We start from the raw sequence: 16,760 nt of genomic DNA on the forward strand, positions 1-16,760 counted from the left end.
TAGTTGGCTGGATTATGCGTGTTAGTGCTGATAGCCTACGGTTTCTGGAAACTGTCTTGGTACTTACCAATACTTGCTTACCTGTCTGTTTTCTTTACTGCTGGCACTATTGCACGCCGTGCTTCAAGATCCGATAAAGCTCCGGGAATAGTGATCGCTTTCGCTGGAGTGAGCACCTTGCTGACAGTGCTCTTTATTTCGGTGACGCTCTAGCGCGCTGGGCTGTTAAGCCTCGCGGCTGGCCGCTCGAAGCATTGTGCCCTGCATAGGGCATTAGATAAAATGATCGCATGACAAATCAAAACAGATCAAGCTACCGCAAGGGCGTTGACCTTACCCTTAAACAACGTGCCTTCGTGACCATTTTGGTTAGGCAAGGCTGCAATCCGACGCAGGCGGCGCGCCAAGCGGGTTACGTTGAGCCTAAGGTTGCCTCGTACGACTTACTACGCACCCCTCATGTCCAAGAGGCGGTTCGGCAAGAAAGGGCGAGGTATGTATCAGGAGACCTTGCTAACGTCGCCACCGGAACGCTAAGAGCGATTATGATCGACGAGAATGCGCCGGCGTCTGCTCGCGTTGCAGCGGCACGAACTGCTCTGGAACTTGCTGGGGAGCTTGGATCGAGTAAACGTGACGTAGATAACGATCGCCCATTGAACGAAATGACTGCCGATCAGCTGGCGCAACTCATTGATAAATGGCAGGGTGAGCGGTCAGAGCTGGCAAATACCGTCGACGCTGATGATGTGACTATGCCTTGTGCAGCTGACTCTTCGCAACTCCTTCAATAGTCTGGTTAACAACACCGGACAAGGCAGGGTTTTGTTATGGGCGAGCCAATATGGCCTGACGATGCGACACCTGAGCAAATAGCTCGCATCACCCGCAAGGTGGACGGATTCTTAAAGATGAGACCACCTCGCAAGGCGACCCCTGCTAAGGTTGAGCCAGGTGTACTGGTGCAACCCACTACCAATGCTAAACAGTCAAAGCCCAAGGGTTAAGATCCGAAGTCTGTCTATCCTTGCCTCTGAAACAAAATTTTTACTGTGGTTTAGTGTCAATTACGCCTTCGTCAAATTGTCAAGAAAATTAAGTACGTACAGGTGTTTTTTTATTTTACATACCCCAAAAGCATATCCAAAAATATCGACTTAATTTCAAAGCGGTATTGCTTTTAGAACCAGTCTCTTTTGCTTTTTGTTTGCGAAGATGTTGCGTTTAGTCTCAGCAGTTTGGGCTATTTGTACCTCCCCTTGTTGATTTTATCCAAACGACAACCCATAGTACCAACCTCCAAAAATCGGTTTGGGTCCCATCTTGCTACCTTTACACTACGTTCAGCTCAAAAAAAATTTGATTGTGAAAATTTGTGTAGCAATCCAACTTAAATAGCAAAGTGTTGGGCCTGAGGAAATTCTAGTTAGGATGATACGGTTCAATCATTCGGACATCTCTCTCAGCAATGTGAGTGTGATAAGAGCTTTGTATTTTTAAGACGCATTACGCACGTGTCTCTTTCAGATCACTCATGACAAAAAAATCGATTGAAAAAAGGCAGCATTATGTGTGAATATTGATTGAAAATATTGATGCATAAACGTCAAATTAAACGATTTTGAATCGCTGCATTTTTAGAAAATTTATCGATCAAACCATTTCCACAAGCCGTACCACCCACGAAAAAAATGACTTAAGTCTCCGTTAAGTTTTGAATATTAGAATATAAAAATATCTTAATAATGTTGATGGAAACAAACTTGAACACATCTTCTGCCGCTTTAATTAAAAAAAGAAATCGTTTTTCAAGTATCAGCATCGGGCTACATTGGTTAATGCTCCTCCTTCTTGTTGCTGTGTATGCGACGATTGAACTCAAGGGTTTTTTTCCTAAGGGCGGAGATGTGCGGCAAGCCCTAAAACCCTTGCACTCAGGATTAGGTATTACGATCTTGATGCTTGTAATAATACGTATTACTTACAACGCCTTTCAAGAGTCGCCAGCGATTATGCCCAAGCCGCCGCAATGGCAGCTCTTTTCTAGCAGAATGATGCACTACGTACTTTATTTGTTCTTGGTTGTCGTTCCTGTTGTTGGTTGGCTTATGTTGAGCGCTAAAGGAAAACCAATTGCGTTTTTTGGGTTTGAGCTACCTGCGTTGATTGGACCGGATCGCGCTTTTGGAAAGCGACTTGAAAATCTTCACGAAACACTTGCTCAAGCTGGTTATTTTTTAATTGGTGCACACGCAATCGCTGCATTAGTTCACCATTACGTATTGCATGACAATACTCTTATTCGCATGCTGCCTAAATTTAACAATGGTAAATAATCATGCGCGTTCTGATTGCAGAAGATGATCGCTCTTTAGGCAGTGGTATCGAGGCAGCACTAAAGATGTCAGGCTACGCTGTCGACTGGGTACTGGACGGAAAAGACGCCTTGCTTGCTCTAGACTCGGGTGAATATGCAGCATGCGTGTTGGACTTGAATTTGCCTCGCATGGATGGCATCAAGGTACTTCAGTCCTTGCGGCGTCAAGGAAACAATGTACCTGTCCTGATATTGACGGCTCGAGATACGAGAGAAAGCAAAATTGAAGGTCTCGATGCTGGAGCAGATGATTATTTAACCAAGCCGTTTGATTTGCCAGAGTTGCAGGCTCGTATACGGGCGCTCTTGCGCCGAGCTGCGGGATCTGGTTCAGTTCAGTTAACTTATAAAAATATTTCTTTAGACCCAGTTGCACGCAGAGTAACTGTAGATGGCAATAATGTTACCTTGTCAGCAAAAGAGTACGCCCTGCTTCATGATCTAATTAGCCATCAAAATCACATACGCTCTCGCGCTGATTTAGAGCAAAGTCTTTATGGTTGGGGTGATGAAGTAGAGAGTAATGCTGTAGAGGTACACATACATCACCTTCGAAAAAAACTTGGTGTTGATATGATCACAACTGTTCGTGGAATGGGTTACGTGATGGGTGATCTGTGAGCTGGCGCGAGGCACTTTCAAGTGGCTCTCTTCGGCGAAGACTGCTAACCTCAATATTTGTTCCGTTATTGATCGTATGGTTAGCGCTAGTTCTGATTGCATATGACAAAGGTAAGCATGAAGCTGAGGAGCTACTCGATGGTCAGCTTTCATTATCCGCTCGACTCCTTGAGGCTCAGATTTTTCACGAGGAAACTAATCACACTTTCGGTCAGTTAGCAGAAGATGGCACAGATCAAAAAAAGACTGCATTAATTGAAAAACTGGATATTGAGGATAGGCTGCCCTACGAGCAAGAATTAGCTTTCAAAATTAGCAAGGAATCAGGTCCTGTTATTTTGATGTCCGCCAACGCCTTATCTATGGATCACTTCGCTGAGCCTGGGTTTCATTTACAAGAAATTGATGGGACAATTTGGCGAATTTACGTAAAAAAGAGCCTCGATAAACGGTTTCATCTGCAAGTAGCTCATCCGCTTTCGAGCCGCGAATTAATTGGTTTGGATGTGGCGGAACGTATTGCTATTCCATTGTTCTTCGCATTTCCGATTTTGATGCTCATCATGTACGTTTCGGTCACACGTTCGATTCGCCCTCTAGATCGTGTTGCAGAGAGTTTGTCGACAAGGTCAGTTGATAATCTCTCACCCGTCTCAGACTATAAAATTCCTTTAGAGCTGCGTTCAATCATCCATGCGTTTAATCGCTTACTTTTGCGCGTAAGTGAAAGTATCAAAAATGAACGTAGATTTACTTCAAATGCTGCGCATGAGCTCAGGACTCCTCTGGCCGGTACAAAGCTGCACGCTCAATTAGCATGTGCTACTTCTGACCCAGTTCAGAAAGAGCAATTCATGTCTCAGGTTTTGGAGGGTTTGGATAGATCCCAGCGACTGATTGAGCAGATGCTCAAATTGGCACGTTTAGACCCTGAAAATCTTGGCCAATTAAAACTCGACAATATCGATATAAAAACTTTACTTTTAGAGGTGCAAGATACTGAGGCAGAAACTCTAAAAAGAAAAAATCAGAATCTGGTGCTTGACGTATCATCGTCGCTGAGCACTATCAGAGCTGATGAAGAGTTGTTAAATGTCGCACTTACTAATTTGGTGGGCAATGCTGCTCGGTACAGCCCAATGGGGACTACAATTTTCGCTGGCAGCTGGGCAAAAGACGAACAGTACGGTTTGTATGTTCAAGATTATGGTCCAGGTATTAACCCTGAAGATTTACCTACGATTACCCAGCGTTTTCGGCGTGGAACCGATGTGCGAGAGGAGGGTACTGGTCTAGGACTGGCAATTGTTGAGCGTATTGCATCGCTACACCATGCAGAGTTGATATTGCGAAACATCCCCACGGGTGGGCTTAGGGCTGAGATTGTTTGGAAACTCGATTAAATTTTTTTATTCTAATAATTACTGCGCTTGTTTTCGTAAGATTCATTTAGTGAAAATTGATTGCATCATTGATAATGCGGTCATACATCCCAGTTACACGTTACAACACACTCGCGTCATATTCTTGATGCGTGTATTTATTTTTACTTTTTTTTAAAAATACCCTTTATTTCCATATGGTTAGGATTTATGGATAGTTTTTAATCTCTTAAGTTTCTCCTAAGAATGGAACATTAAAGTTCCAACTACAGAATGCCTGATCGGCAACTGTTAATTCCCTTAGGAATTATGAACAGATACTGACTTAAGAGGTGCTTTATGAGCCGTTACGAGAATGAACGAGATGACGACCGCTACGAGCGCGATGATGATCGCTATGAGCGTTATGAGCGCGATGATGATCGCTATGAGCGTTACGAGCGTGATGATGATCGTTACGGTGATAGTGATGACAGGCGTTATGCTTCAACGCCAAATACGCCAGCTAGTACTGCTCGCTATGCTGAAATCGATGACGATTATGATGGTCAAGCCTTTCGTTTATACATGGCTGCGCTAGATCGCACTCCGGATCCAACTGGTCTCGCAAACTGGACTAATTTGTTGCGTAGTGGTGCTGATCTAGACGATGTGGCTAGAGGTTTTGTAACCAGTACAGAATTTCAATCCCGATATGGTGATTTGGATGACAGCGAGTATGTCACTCAACTGTACCTCAATGTGCTTAATCGCTCCCCTGATGCGTCGGGCCAAGCAAATTGGATTGCTCAGTTAGAGTCTGGTGCAACACGCGAGTCGGTATTAATTGGATTTTCAGAATCTACAGAAAATCGCTTGCAAGCAGAGGCACTTGTAAATGGTGTCGATTATCAAGCTTGGGTAGGATAAGGTGTTTAGCGTTGTTTTGCTAAGAAAATGCGTTCCCATAGCTCTTGCTCTGATGCACTATGGGAACGTTACATTCGCGCAAAGCCTACAAGAAAGTGTGAATATAGCTCTAAGCCAGTATCCATCAATACTTGCTGCACAATCACGAACACAAGCCGCTGATTTCGACATCATTAGGGCTCAAGGTGCGCATTACCCACAAGTAGCGTGGTCAGGTACGCAAAGTTCTTATAACACTGGAAATATTCCTAGTAATTGGATTCAATCTCCAACAGTCACGATGAATATATGGTCGGGCTGGGCAATTGAGTCGGATGTCGAGAAGTCTAAAGCACTAGCAAACGCAGGCCGTCAACAGCAGCGAATCACAAGAGATGATGTCGCATTACTTGTAACAGAAGCTTATTTGAATTGGGCGCGTTCATTACAGCTTGTGAAACTAGCCCAAACCAATCTCGAAGAACATCAACGAATTCGTCGCGACATTACAACCATTGCTGAAATTGACATTGGACGCAAAGTTGATTTAGACCAAGCGCAAGTACGTTTTGAAAGTGCCAGCCTGTCATTAAAGCAAAGGCAGACTGAATTGGAAGTGGCCAGTCAGCGACTTTCTCGCATGTTGATGGGGAGGATGCCAGTCAAACCGGAAGGTCTAAACGCAATGGTTGGGCGATTGCCAGGAAGCTCGAATGAGGCATTAGGGTACTTGGTTGATTCGCACCCTGTTATTGCTTTAAAGATTGCTCAGGTTCAGGTAGCGAAGGCAAGCGTAGGTGCCGCACGTGCTCAACACTCCCCGACAGTCAATTTAACTTATGGGAAGCAAGTCAATCAAGGTTCAGGTCAGGGCGACTATGTCGCTCAGCTTAATGTGTCTATTCCTATTTTTACAGGAGGTTCTGCAACTGGAGCGACCGGCACAGCATCAGCAAATTTACAAGCAGCCGAATTTGATTTGAGCGATACACGTTTAATTTTGCGTGAGAAACTTCTCTCAGCATGGTCCGAGTATTTTTCCTCAAAAGATCGGGCTGCTCTTGGTACAAAACAGGAGCGCACTGCGAAAATACTGGTATCAAGTTATGAAAGTCAGTTTCGAATTGGCCGTCGATCATTACTTGATTTGTTAAATGTGCAAAACGATCTTTACAACTACCAAAGTAATGCCTTAGCGGCACGTTTTGATGAGCAGATTTTTTATGCGCGAATCATGGCAACAATTGGAAAGCTTGCGAGTTCGTATGCGCCGTCTAATGACGTAAGAAGTCAATCCATGCCTTTACCTGGCATGAATCCTCAGGCGACTTGGTTGCTGATCACGGAATCCCGATGAAAAAAACCGAAAAGATTTCTGGACCAGCATTTGATTGGTTTTGGGGAACGTTGTGGAAATTCAGGCTTTTCTATTTTGAGTCGATGGTGGCATCAGTTGTCGCCAACTTACTGACTTTAGCCTCAATATTTTTTACGATGAACGTATATGATCGGGTCGTGCCATCACAAGCATTTGTGTCGTTGTGGACGTTGGCAATCGGTACAACAATAGCAATTGTTTTAGAGTTTTTGATGCGTTGGGTCAAGGCAAGATTAGTAGATCTTGGAGGAAAAAAAGCAGATTTAGCAATTAATGCCACGTTGCTAAGCGAAATCATGGCAATCAAACTTGAGCACCGACCACAGTCTATCGGTGTTTTTGCAAGCTCAATGCGGGATTTTGAAGCGTTAAGGGATTTTTTCTCATCTGCTTCCTTGGTCCTGGTCGCAGATATGCCTTTCATAATTTTATTTTTAGTATTGATCGGTTTAATTAGCGGTCCACTCGTACTTATTCCGGCCGTAATAGTTCCATTATTGATTATTGTTGGATTGGTTGCCCAGCGTCCATTGATGCGCTCTATGCGCGAAGGTATGAAGCAGGCTGGGGACCGTCAAAGTGTATTAGTTGAGTCTGTGCTGAATCTCGAGTTACTAAAGGCTCACAATGCTGAAGGCTATTTGCAAAGTCGTTGGGAAATTGCAAATTTAGCTGCAGCAGATTCATATAAAAATACAAGAGCTATTACAAACTTTATGATGGGCTTAACCGCGACGGCACAGCAGCTTGGAACTGTTTCCATGGTCGTTTTTGGTGTGTATCTTATTTCATCTAATTCTCTGACCTTGGGTGGGTTGATTGCCTCGGTAATTTTGGCGGGGCGTGCTGTAGCTCCTTTGGGAAGTATCATGTCCCTCGCATCTCGTTACCAGCAAGCTGCATCCGCCTTAGAGACACTTGATGGATTAATGCAGCGGCCGAGCGATCATGTTTTAGGTAAACGATACGTCAAACTAAAAAATTTCAAAGGTAGTTTAAAAGCAGATTCTGTTGAATTCGCATACCCGGGCATCGATCGCGGCGCAGTTATCAAAGGTATTTCAATGGATCTTAATCCAGGTGACCATATCGCGTTACTTGGAAAGGTCGGCAGCGGGAAAAGTACATTTCTTCGATTGATGTCTGGTCTTTATACTCCCAATGCAGGAAGAATTCATGTCGATGATTTCGATATGAATGAAATTGAACCGAAGCAATTCCGTTCCAACTTAGGTTATGTCGGTCAGGATCCCCAGTTATTTAGGGGAACATTACGAGAAAATCTAATTTTGTCTGATACAAAAATTCAAGATCAGGAAATTATTGATGTATTGAAAAAATTAGATTTTTTTGATGTTGTTCAGTCCCATCCGCTGGGTCTTGAGATGCCATTGAGTGAATCAGGAGGAGGGCTTTCCGGTGGCCAAAGACAGTTAATTGCCATTGCGCGAATGATGGTGCGTAACCCAGTCTATGTATTTATGGATGAGCCTACGGCCAATATGGATCAAGCGACAGAGACACTAGTCATTGAAGTATTGCAGACCTGGTTGCAGGGGCGCACACTACTATTAGCAACTCATCGGCTGCAATTACTCACTTGGGTAAATCGTATTGCTGTTTTTGAGCATGGAAAATGCTTAGCTGAAGGACCTCGTGATGAAATTATGAAAAGCTTAGCCCGTGGGGCGGAAATTGCTCGCGCTCGAAGTGCGAAATCGATGCAACAGGTAAGCGAATGATTGAGAGTGAGTTCGAAGAGCGCAAAGTATTACGTCTGTTGGTATGGACGTCAGCGCTTGTACTTGTTTTAGCGCTGATCTGGGCCTCTGTTTTTGATTTAGACGAAATCACACGAGGTCAAGGACGCGTCATACCTGCGAGTCGAGAGCAGATTGTGCAAAGCTTAGATTCAGGTATCTTGTCAGAATTGCTTGTACGTGAAGGAGACTTAGTTCAAAAAGATCAGACCCTGTTACGTATAGATGATATTCGGTCCGGATCGCTGTACCGTGAGACTCGTGAAAAAATGTTGTCATTGCTTGCCCAGGCATCCCGATTGCGTGCAGAGGCCTATAGCAATAATCTTGTATTTCCAAGCGAACTTGATGCACAGCCAGTACTGAGAGAGCGTGAGCACAAAGTTTTTGAGGCTAGAAAAAATGCACTTGAACAACAACTCTCTGCTCTAAGTAAATCGCTCGTTGCAATTAGCCGAGAGTTAGCATTAACGGCGCCGATGGTTAAAAAGGGGGTAGTTTCGGAGGTGGAGCTTCTTCGCCTTCAACGCCAGCAAGCGGAGTTGGAAGGACAAATTGCTGAGCGCACTAACCGCCACTTAACCGAATCAAGTAACGAACTTAGTCGTGTAGAGTCAGATTTGGCTCAAACGCGCGAATTAGTGCTTGCTCGAGAAGATGCTTTTAAGCGAACAGTCATACGCTCACCGATGAAGGGTATCGTAAAAAAAATTCAAACGACAACAATCGGCGCAGTGATACAAGCAGGACAAAATATTCTTGAAATTATCCCGACACATGACGAAATGCTAGTTGAAGCTTATGTTAAACCATCAGAGATTGCGTTTTTAGAGATTGGTCAATCCGCAGTAATAAAACTATCAGCTTACGATTTTAATAAATACGGCGGTCTAAGGGGTGAGTTGATAAACTTTAGTCCTGATACGCTGCGCGACGAAAGCGGTAGTCGTAAATCGAGTGGAAGTCCTGCTGATCTGGAAGAGGGTTACTACCGTTTGTTCATACGCATTCTTAATCCAAACGTGATGAGACACGGTGTTTCTTTGCATCCTAAGCCAGGTATGACTGTAACTGTCGAAATTTTAACGGGTAGAAAGACTGTGATTGAATATCTTTTCAGACCGTTACAGGCCGTGACTCAGGCACTTCGTGAACGATAGCTTGGATCTTTTGATTTAAATAGAATTGAAATCACTTGCATCATTAATAGTTTCAAACACTAGTGGGTCTTTGGAAAACGATTCCAGACGCGAGACAAGGTCTGATACATTAGCTTTGAGTATGTTGAGATTTTTTTACAGCCTAAAAAGGCAGTATTTAACTCTCGGATATTTCCCTCTAAACAATTTATCTGCATGGCTGGCTTAGTCAACAATCAGGGGAAAGATTCGACGCATGAAAATTACCTTAACGTTGACAAAAAACAGAGGGAACCTAAAAGTACTTTAAAAGGTTGGTTTTATAGTACCAAACTATATTCCAAATTAATGTAAATTTAAAAAATTGTTTTTTATCATTGGGTTATAAGTATTTTGTAGGACTGCGCCTACGCCAGATCTGTTTTTGCAAATTAAGCACCTTCGGGTGCTTTTTTGTTTGTCCATAAATTCCCTAAGCCAATCCGATGACGCATCCTTGATTCGCTGTGTGTCTAAGACCAAGCCTCATATAATTCTCAAATTGGTATTCAACAGAGAGTATAAAAATGCGTCGCGTTTTCTTATCCATTATCATCCTCGCCCTGTCCTGTATTACTTCGGGCGCGGCAGCTCAACAGATAAACGAGCAGTGGCTCGGTTTCTGGGACTCCGCTGACGGCCAACTCATCGTCACCTCCAAAAATATTGTTGATGCCGGCAAAATCTGTAGATGGGTGGGCAAGATACCCGCTGGACAACATACAGGTTGTATCGCATTTTATGGAGGCACCACGACTAAAAAGAACATGCTCGCAACACTTCAAAACATGCGTGAAGCTCTTCGAGACAACGTTCAAAACATGGACGCCCAGTATCTGGCAGGAGAAAAGAAACTGGTGGATACGTTGGAGACTAACCTCCAATCACTCAGCGACAGTACCTTTAGAATCGTGGACACCTCGGATGCTGATTATCAAGGTTCGGGTGATTGCGGCAACTATTACATTATGGATCAAGGTGTTGCTTACTCAGTTCGTCAATGCGAGTCAGCCGGCTTGGGCAGTGCATTGATACTGACGCCTATGCGTAAAGGTCCAGCGACAGGACCCATCACAGCGCTTGATGGAAACTGGGTCAGTACAAAATGGAAATACGGCTACACACTGAACAACGGACTTGGCACAGCAACTGCTACGAACAGCGCAAAGTTTAAAGTAGGTGATGAAATCATCATTCTTCGCGCCACAGGAAAAAACACCTTTGAAGGCGAGCAGGTCTATCAGGATGGAAAATTCTATTCTGTAAGTGCTGTCTTGCTGCCTGATGGGCGCCTGCAGTTTAAAGGCGATAAAAATATTACTTGGATCATGGAACGTAAATAAAATTAAAAGTTTCACTGGCGTTCTCTAAGGCTCTAAGGTTTCTACGCCTGAGCCTTTTAGAGCGCATATCAAGCACCTACGGGTGCTTTTTTGTTTTCATGTGTAAATCTTTATTTTATGCAACGGAAGAATGTACTGACAGATCTGGCTCATTCAACTCAACGCTTCACACGCCAAACGTAATCTGCGGCAGCCTTCTTTAAGTTCAGACATGGAGGTTGCGAACGAGATACGAAAAAACGGGGAGACTCCATACGCGTCGCCTTGTATGACCGCGAGATTTTGTTGTTCGAGCAGGTATAAAACAAACTCTTCATCGCTTTTTAGGATCTTGCCTTGGGGAGTCTTTTTTCCAATGACGCCTGCACAAGACGGAAACGCGTAGAACGCACCCTCCGGGAGGTGGCAACTCAAGCCTGGTATGGTGTTGAGCTCACCCACGACCAGATCCCGTCTTTCTTGAAAGATTCTTGTGCGCTCTTCAATAAAGTCCTGAGGGCCGTTGAGGGCCGCTGTCGCGGCAGCTTGGCTGATCGACGATGCGTTGGATGTGCTTTGCGACTGAAGTTTTGTCATGGCTTTGACGAGTGCGGCGGGTGCGCCTCCGTAACCAATGCGCCAGCCGGTCATCGAATAGGCTTTGGATACGCCATTGATGGTGAGGGTTCTGTCTTTCAGTGCAGGTTCGATTTGAGCGATGGTTGAAAACTGACGACCGTCATACAAAATATGTTCGTAAATGTCGTCGGTCATGATCCAGACGTGGGGGTGACGAAGCAAAACATCAGCCAGCGCCCTGAGCTCTGCGGCAGTATACGCAGCGCCGCTCGGATTGTTAGGGGCATTGAGTATGAGCCACCGCGTGCGCGGAGTGATGGCGCACTCGAGGTCTTGGGGGCTGAGCTTGAAACCGTTTTGTGGTAACCCGGGTACAAAAACAGGTTTGCCTTCGGCTAGTAAGACAATATCGGGGTAGGATACCCAATAAGGTGTGGGCACAATCACTTCAGCGCCCGCCTCAACGGTACACATGAGTGCATTGAAAATGATTTGTTTGCCTCCTGTTCCGACGATGATTTCATTTTCAAGATAGTCCAAGTCATTGTCACGCTTGAACTTTTTGATGATGCTGGCCTTGAGCTCTGGTGTACCGCCGACGTCTGTGTATTTGGTCTTGGACGCAGCCATCGCGCTGACCACTGCTTCGCAAACGTGTGCTGGTGTATCAAAATCGGGCTCACCCGAAGTCAGGCTGATGATGTCACGACCCGCTGCACGTAGTTCGCGCGCACGCTGGCTCGCCATTGAGCTAGGGGAGGGTTTGATTCGATTCAGACGAGCAGCGATCAGACTCATTGGTTAACCTTATCAAGCGTTGAGTACACTGTAATTGAAGCTGTTATTGTGAAGCTGAAATTTTTTTCTAAAGCGCGTTCTACATCACAAGCAAGTTTATTTACATATTATTTAAAACAGTCTTGCCTTCATTTGCATACCAGACGTATAGTGATCCGAATATAAACTAAAAGTACTATAAAAAAGGAGACCTCCATGTCACTTCGGAAAGTTAAAGCTTGTTCCGCTGCAGTCGTATTAAGTGTGTTGTGTGCCCCCAGCTTTGCTGCCTGGCCTGACGACCAAACAATTGAATTGGTGGTTGGTTTCGCCCCGGGCGGTGGCACGGATCTGATGGCTCGGGCGCTTGTACCTTTCCTTGAAAAGAAACTGGGGGGTAAAGCCCGAATCGTTGTAGTCAATAAGCCAGGCGCGGGTGGTGAGATTTCAACAACATATTTGGCGCGCGCGAAACCAGACGGCTACACAGTTGGCTTTATTAATGTGCCGGGCTTTGTGTTTATTCCGATGTACAAGCAGGCGACATACAAAACGGATGACGTTCGTATCATTGCGCGCGTCGTCGATGATCCGGCTGTATTGATGGTTCGCGATGATGGAAAATTTAAAACAATTCCTTCGATTATCGAGGCCCTTAAGAAGGATCCTAAATCGTTATCTTTTGCGACAAGCGGACGAGGCACCAGTGGGCATCAGGCTTTACTCAAGATTGAAGCTGCAGCCAAGGTCAAAGGCACAGACATTCCGTTTAAAGGAGCGGGTGAGTTTAAGAGCGCTCTGATCGGCGGGCACGTGGATTTCGCTTTTGCGAGTGTGGGAGAATATCTCGCAGGTTATGGCAACATGAAAAACATCATACCTGTTGCGGTGATGAATCCATCAAAGGTGTCAGCTATACCTAATGTGCCATCTGTGTACGAGTACGGCTACAAAATTCGAGTGACCTCGGAACGGGCGATTGCAGGGCCTAAAGCATTGCCAGACGATATTGCTAATCGCTTTCAGCAAGCGATTAAAGATACGATTGCTGATCCTGCATTCGTGGCGACTGTGAAAAATGATGCGGCCGTGCTTGCGTATATGCCTGGAGCGGAGTTTACCAAGTCGCTTGAGTTGATACGCGAAGAACTCAAACCGCTTGTTGCTGCAATGCAATAAGTAGTTTGAGATGATGTCCTCAATTTCTTAGAGAGACTTTCAAGCAAAGACAGCGCTTGCTCGGCTCATGATTAAGGATAAATTAAGCACCCTCGGGTGCTTTTTTATTGCCAGTATTTGAGAGCAACTTTCACACTCTAGTTTGTAAAATCCACCAGTTTTTTTTAGTGAGATAACGTGTGTACATGTTCATCTTGCTTGTTCAAAGCATCTAGAGCTGTAACTTGGATTTGAAACTTAAATCTCATCAAATTATTTTTATTGTCATATTGACAGCCTTGTTCGGCCGTGCCCAAGCCGATGAGCCTTGTCCTGTAAACGTCTCCACTAACAGGAATATCTCGGTTTCAGTTGCTTCAACCCCTAACTGTTCTATCTATATTAGCAGCGGAGTAACCTTGTCTGCTTCGGGGTATGCCATTTTAGCTGGCGGGGCGGGTTCTACAGTAGTCAATGATGGAACAATTTCTGGGTTTAGTGGAATGAGAAATTCAACTCCTGGGATCGGCACTTTCACAAACTCCAGCTCAGGTGTGATAACCACTACAAGCACTAGTATTTTTAACTCTAACTCCAGTATTACGACTTTTAATAACCATGGATCTATTTCTAGTAATAATGATTCCTTTACGAACCGAGGCAATATAACCAATCTGATTAATACAGGTTCAATCAAAGGAGGCAATGTCGCTGGTGGTGCTGGCTCAGCAATAGTTAACGGCAGTGTCTCTTTATCAGGCACCATCACAAATTTAACCAATACTGGTGCCTTAAGCTCTGGAGGAACGGGCTATGGAATTTACAATTATCTGGGTCAGGGCTCTGTTTCAAATCTTAACAATGGTCAAGGTGGGAATGGCGCGACACCAAGCACAACTGCACTGAAGCACTGGGGACCACTTCCTACCAATTACAACATCATCGTTACTTCAACATCAAAATACGGTCAACTTGCGGTTTTCAGTCCTTCAAGTTCAACTATTTTTGGCATATATTCTGGTGGTGTATCTGGTATCGCAGCATCCACGTTAACGCCTGGCACATATACGGATGTCTTTACAGGTCTTGATGTAATTAACTTAAATGGTGCCACCTCTGGCACATACGGTTCTTTGTATAACTGGTCACTAAGTAACAGAACTGGTAGATCCTGGGATCTCATAGTCACTTGTATTAGCACTTGTGGTAGCGATAACAGCAACAGCAACAGCAACAGCAACAGCAACAGCAACAGCAACAGCAACTCCTCATCCACAACAAACATCACAACAGGTTCAACGGTAAGTTTGAATGCCGTCGGAGTGACCGCAAATCCTGTGCTTGCGGGTGGCACACTTGTTTTAACCAAAGGTGAACGTTCCAGACAAGCCCTGTCTATCCTGAGCGAAGGCGGAATAATTAGTGCCCCAACAGCTGGGGCGGCTCAGCTATTGGGACAACTCTCAGGGTCAGGTCGGGTCACATTCAACGGTTCTGGAATGACCGTTTTGTCTGGAGTGAACACCTATACGGGTGGCACCACTGTCGAGTCAGGTACGCTGTCCTTGCTTGGCGGAACTTTGGGATCTGGTGATGTTTACGTGGCACCGGGGGCTCAGCTTGTTGGTACAGGAACCATTCCAGGTCCTGTCACTGTTGCCGGCTTGTTCAAGCCTGGTAACTCACCCGGTTATATCAATGCCAATGCAAATGTTGTCATGACGAATGGTTCGGTCTACCAACAAGATATTGCGGGCACGACGCAGGCCTCACAAAGCTCACCCGTTGGCGCAACAGGGTACTACTCCTATTTGAACATTACAGGCGGCCAGTTCATTATTAATCCCGGCTCGACTCTGACCCCAGCTTTATCAAACCTATTCAATAGCGAAGAATCTGGCTATGGCAGTACGCCCTACACACCAGTGATCGGTGATCGTTTTCGTATCATCACGGCTGATGGTGGTATCTCTGGCAAATTTTCAACGCTCACGCAGCCTGCGGAGCTGCTTAGTGACAGGCAGTTTTTGCCGTTCTACAACCTTGATGGCACGAATAGTCTTGATCTTGCGGTGATTCCCAAGTCTTATGTATCAACGATCGCTGTGAACTCGGGCAATCAGAACGCTCAGTCCGTTGGTGCTGCACTTGATCAAATGGTCACGGCGACTCAGTCTGGCACCTCGAACTCAGCACAGGATCAGCTACTGTACGCTGGCTCGACTCAGAGCGCATCAAATCTCGTCAGCTACGCTCAGAGTCTCGCCGGCGAGGTCTATGCAGCTGCCGTCGCTGTGATTGCACAAACAACACAGCGTGTGCAACAAGCCGTACTGACTCGAATGGGCGACACGATGGGAATAGGGTTGCCCAACACTTTGACATCGCCTGCCGGTAATACGGCGCTCATGGAAGCAAGCCATGCTGCGCTTTCAGGTGGAGTGCCTTCGCCTGCTGTCAGCTCCAATCCAAGCGTCAATCCCAATGCGGAGGCCAAGAGGTTTGCAAACGGTAATGTTTGGGGTGATCTAGTCTATCAAAAAGGTCATCGCACGAGCGACAATTACTCTGGCGGCTGGAATAGCAATCTTTACCAGCTTGTATTTGGCTCGGATTTCTTGACCACACATGGTATGACGGTCGGTGGTGGTCTGGCTTTATCCAATACAACGCTTAATCCAAGTTACGGCTCAGGCACCATTCAGCAGGGCGCTGTTTTTGCTTATGGCAAGTTGCCTGTGCAGGAGTACATCGTGGATGCCACGGCGAGCTTCGGTTTGAACTCAAGCGATCTGTCACGTGGAGATGTCACGGGGTTGAGTAATGGGTTCAAAAACAAGAACATCTCTGGTCAAGACGCAATGATCAGCTTGGGCGTCAGCCGCCCGGTGGATATCGAGCATGTCAGGATTACGCCCTATGCTCGAGTGACTTGGCAGGTCGTGATGCAATCTGGTGTGAATGAGGGGGGGGCTGCGTCAGCCCTGAGTGTCAATAGCTTTACTGGCAATGGCGTACGGGGCGTGATCGGCATCGCTGCAGGATCAAAAGCCAACTCTCCCATGACAAATCCATATACTTACCGCGCCTATGTGGGGGTCGGCGCAGACTCCTCAGGAGTGTTCAATCCAATACTGAACGCTTCGATTGCAGGGATCAATACAAGCGTTACCACCCCCCATGCGGGCGCTACGTTTGTTCAGGCAGGTCTTTACGGTACTGCGAAGATTGCCGAAAACGCTTACGTCTATCTTGGACTCTCGGGGGAGGCTCGCAGCGGTCAGACTCTTGGCGCTGTGAACTTTGGGGTGAGGGTTCAGTTTTGAGACCCAAATCCCAG

14 protein-coding genes are annotated in these 16,760 nt (G+C 45.7%); 11 read left to right on the forward strand and 3 right to left on the reverse strand.

Going from position 1 to position 16,760, the window contains the following annotated elements:
* Nucleotides 1-290 precede the first annotated feature (290 nt).
* From QWY30_RS00725 to QWY30_RS00765, 9 genes are all read left to right on the forward strand, one after another.
* Nucleotides 291-794 (forward strand): terminase small subunit, encoded by a 504-nt coding sequence (locus QWY30_RS00725; protein ID WP_290237315.1) that lies wholly within the window; start codon nt 291-293, stop codon nt 792-794.
* Between the two features lie 969 nt (nt 795-1,763).
* Nucleotides 1,764-2,336, forward strand: a complete 573-nt coding sequence (locus QWY30_RS00730; protein WP_290237317.1) for a cytochrome b — start codon at nt 1,764-1,766, stop codon at nt 2,334-2,336.
* Nucleotides 2,337-2,338: 2 nt separating this feature from the next.
* Nucleotides 2,339-2,998: a response regulator gene (locus QWY30_RS00735; protein ID WP_290237319.1), complete on the forward strand. Its 660-nt coding sequence runs from the start codon at nt 2,339-2,341 to the stop codon at nt 2,996-2,998.
* A complete protein-coding gene (locus QWY30_RS00740; protein WP_290237321.1) occupies nt 2,995-4,401 on the forward strand; it encodes an ATP-binding protein in 1,407 nt (468 codons plus the stop codon). The genes QWY30_RS00735 and QWY30_RS00740 overlap by 4 nt, the downstream gene beginning before the upstream one ends.
* A 318-nt stretch (nt 4,402-4,719) precedes the next feature.
* Complete coding sequence (locus QWY30_RS00745; protein WP_290237323.1) at nt 4,720-5,289, forward strand: DUF4214 domain-containing protein; 570 nt, start codon at nt 4,720-4,722, stop codon at nt 5,287-5,289.
* Nucleotide 5,290: 1 nt separating this feature from the next.
* A complete protein-coding gene (locus QWY30_RS00750) occupies nt 5,291-6,625 on the forward strand; it encodes a TolC family protein (protein ID WP_290237325.1) in 1,335 nt (444 codons plus the stop codon).
* The gene (locus QWY30_RS00755) at nt 6,622-8,388 is read left to right on the forward strand and encodes a type I secretion system permease/ATPase (protein WP_290237326.1); all 1,767 of its coding nucleotides are present in this window, start codon (nt 6,622-6,624) and stop codon (nt 8,386-8,388) included. Before QWY30_RS00750 ends, QWY30_RS00755 begins: the two co-directional genes overlap by 4 nt.
* Complete coding sequence (locus QWY30_RS00760; RefSeq protein ID WP_290237328.1) at nt 8,385-9,566, forward strand: beta-barrel domain-containing protein; 1,182 nt, start codon at nt 8,385-8,387, stop codon at nt 9,564-9,566. The genes QWY30_RS00755 and QWY30_RS00760 overlap by 4 nt, the downstream gene beginning before the upstream one ends.
* A 545-nt stretch (nt 9,567-10,111) precedes the next feature.
* Nucleotides 10,112-10,927, forward strand: coding sequence for a hypothetical protein (locus tag QWY30_RS00765; protein ID WP_290237330.1), 816 nt, complete (start codon nt 10,112-10,114; stop codon nt 10,925-10,927).
* Between the two features lie 153 nt (nt 10,928-11,080).
* Here the strand turns inward: QWY30_RS00765 and QWY30_RS00770 are convergent, their stop codons facing one another.
* A complete protein-coding gene (locus QWY30_RS00770) occupies nt 11,081-12,283 on the reverse strand; it encodes an aminotransferase class I/II-fold pyridoxal phosphate-dependent enzyme (protein WP_290237332.1) in 1,203 nt (400 codons plus the stop codon).
* Between the two features lie 195 nt (nt 12,284-12,478).
* On the opposite strand from QWY30_RS00770, the gene QWY30_RS00775 reads away from it, so the two are divergent.
* Nucleotides 12,479-13,441: a Bug family tripartite tricarboxylate transporter substrate binding protein gene (locus QWY30_RS00775; protein ID WP_290237334.1), complete on the forward strand. Its 963-nt coding sequence runs from the start codon at nt 12,479-12,481 to the stop codon at nt 13,439-13,441.
* A 376-nt stretch (nt 13,442-13,817) separates the two neighbouring features.
* Here the strand turns inward: QWY30_RS00775 and QWY30_RS00780 are convergent, their stop codons facing one another.
* Nucleotides 13,818-14,189: a hypothetical protein gene (locus QWY30_RS00780; RefSeq protein WP_290237336.1), complete on the reverse strand. Its 372-nt coding sequence runs from the start codon at nt 14,187-14,189 to the stop codon at nt 13,818-13,820.
* A gap of 198 nt (nt 14,190-14,387) precedes the next feature.
* On the reverse strand, nt 14,388-14,774 hold the full coding sequence (locus tag QWY30_RS00785) for a hypothetical protein (RefSeq protein ID WP_290237338.1): 387 nt from the start codon (nt 14,772-14,774) through the stop codon (nt 14,388-14,390).
* Here QWY30_RS00785 and QWY30_RS00790 point away from each other — a divergent pair.
* Nucleotides 14,743-16,746 carry an autotransporter family protein gene (locus tag QWY30_RS00790; protein ID WP_290237340.1) on the forward strand — a complete coding sequence of 668 codons (2,004 nt, stop codon included), beginning with the start codon at nt 14,743-14,745 and terminating at the stop codon, nt 16,744-16,746. The genes QWY30_RS00785 and QWY30_RS00790 overlap by 32 nt on opposite strands.
* Nucleotides 16,747-16,760: the final 14 nt, after the last annotated feature.

Source organism: Zwartia panacis (assembly GCF_030410395.1).
In the GTDB taxonomy this organism is placed as follows: Bacteria; Pseudomonadota; Gammaproteobacteria; order Burkholderiales; family Burkholderiaceae_B; genus Zwartia; species Zwartia panacis.

Coding starts and splice junctions, on each gene's coding strand:
- QWY30_RS00725 (WP_290237315.1), top strand. CDS start 291: ATGACAAATCAAAACAGATCAAGCTACCGCAAGGGCGTTGACCTTACC.
- QWY30_RS00760 (WP_290237328.1), top strand. CDS start 8,385: ATGATTGAGAGTGAGTTCGAAGAGCGCAAAGTATTACGTCTGTTGGTA.
- QWY30_RS00775 (WP_290237334.1), top strand. CDS start 12,479: ATGTCACTTCGGAAAGTTAAAGCTTGTTCCGCTGCAGTCGTATTAAGT.
- QWY30_RS00735 (WP_290237319.1), top strand. CDS start 2,339: ATGCGCGTTCTGATTGCAGAAGATGATCGCTCTTTAGGCAGTGGTATC.
- QWY30_RS00765 (WP_290237330.1), top strand. CDS start 10,112: ATGCGTCGCGTTTTCTTATCCATTATCATCCTCGCCCTGTCCTGTATT.
- QWY30_RS00755 (WP_290237326.1), top strand. CDS start 6,622: ATGAAAAAAACCGAAAAGATTTCTGGACCAGCATTTGATTGGTTTTGG.
- QWY30_RS00770 (WP_290237332.1), bottom strand. CDS start 12,283: ATGAGTCTGATCGCTGCTCGTCTGAATCGAATCAAACCCTCCCCTAGC.
- QWY30_RS00745 (WP_290237323.1), top strand. CDS start 4,720: ATGAGCCGTTACGAGAATGAACGAGATGACGACCGCTACGAGCGCGAT.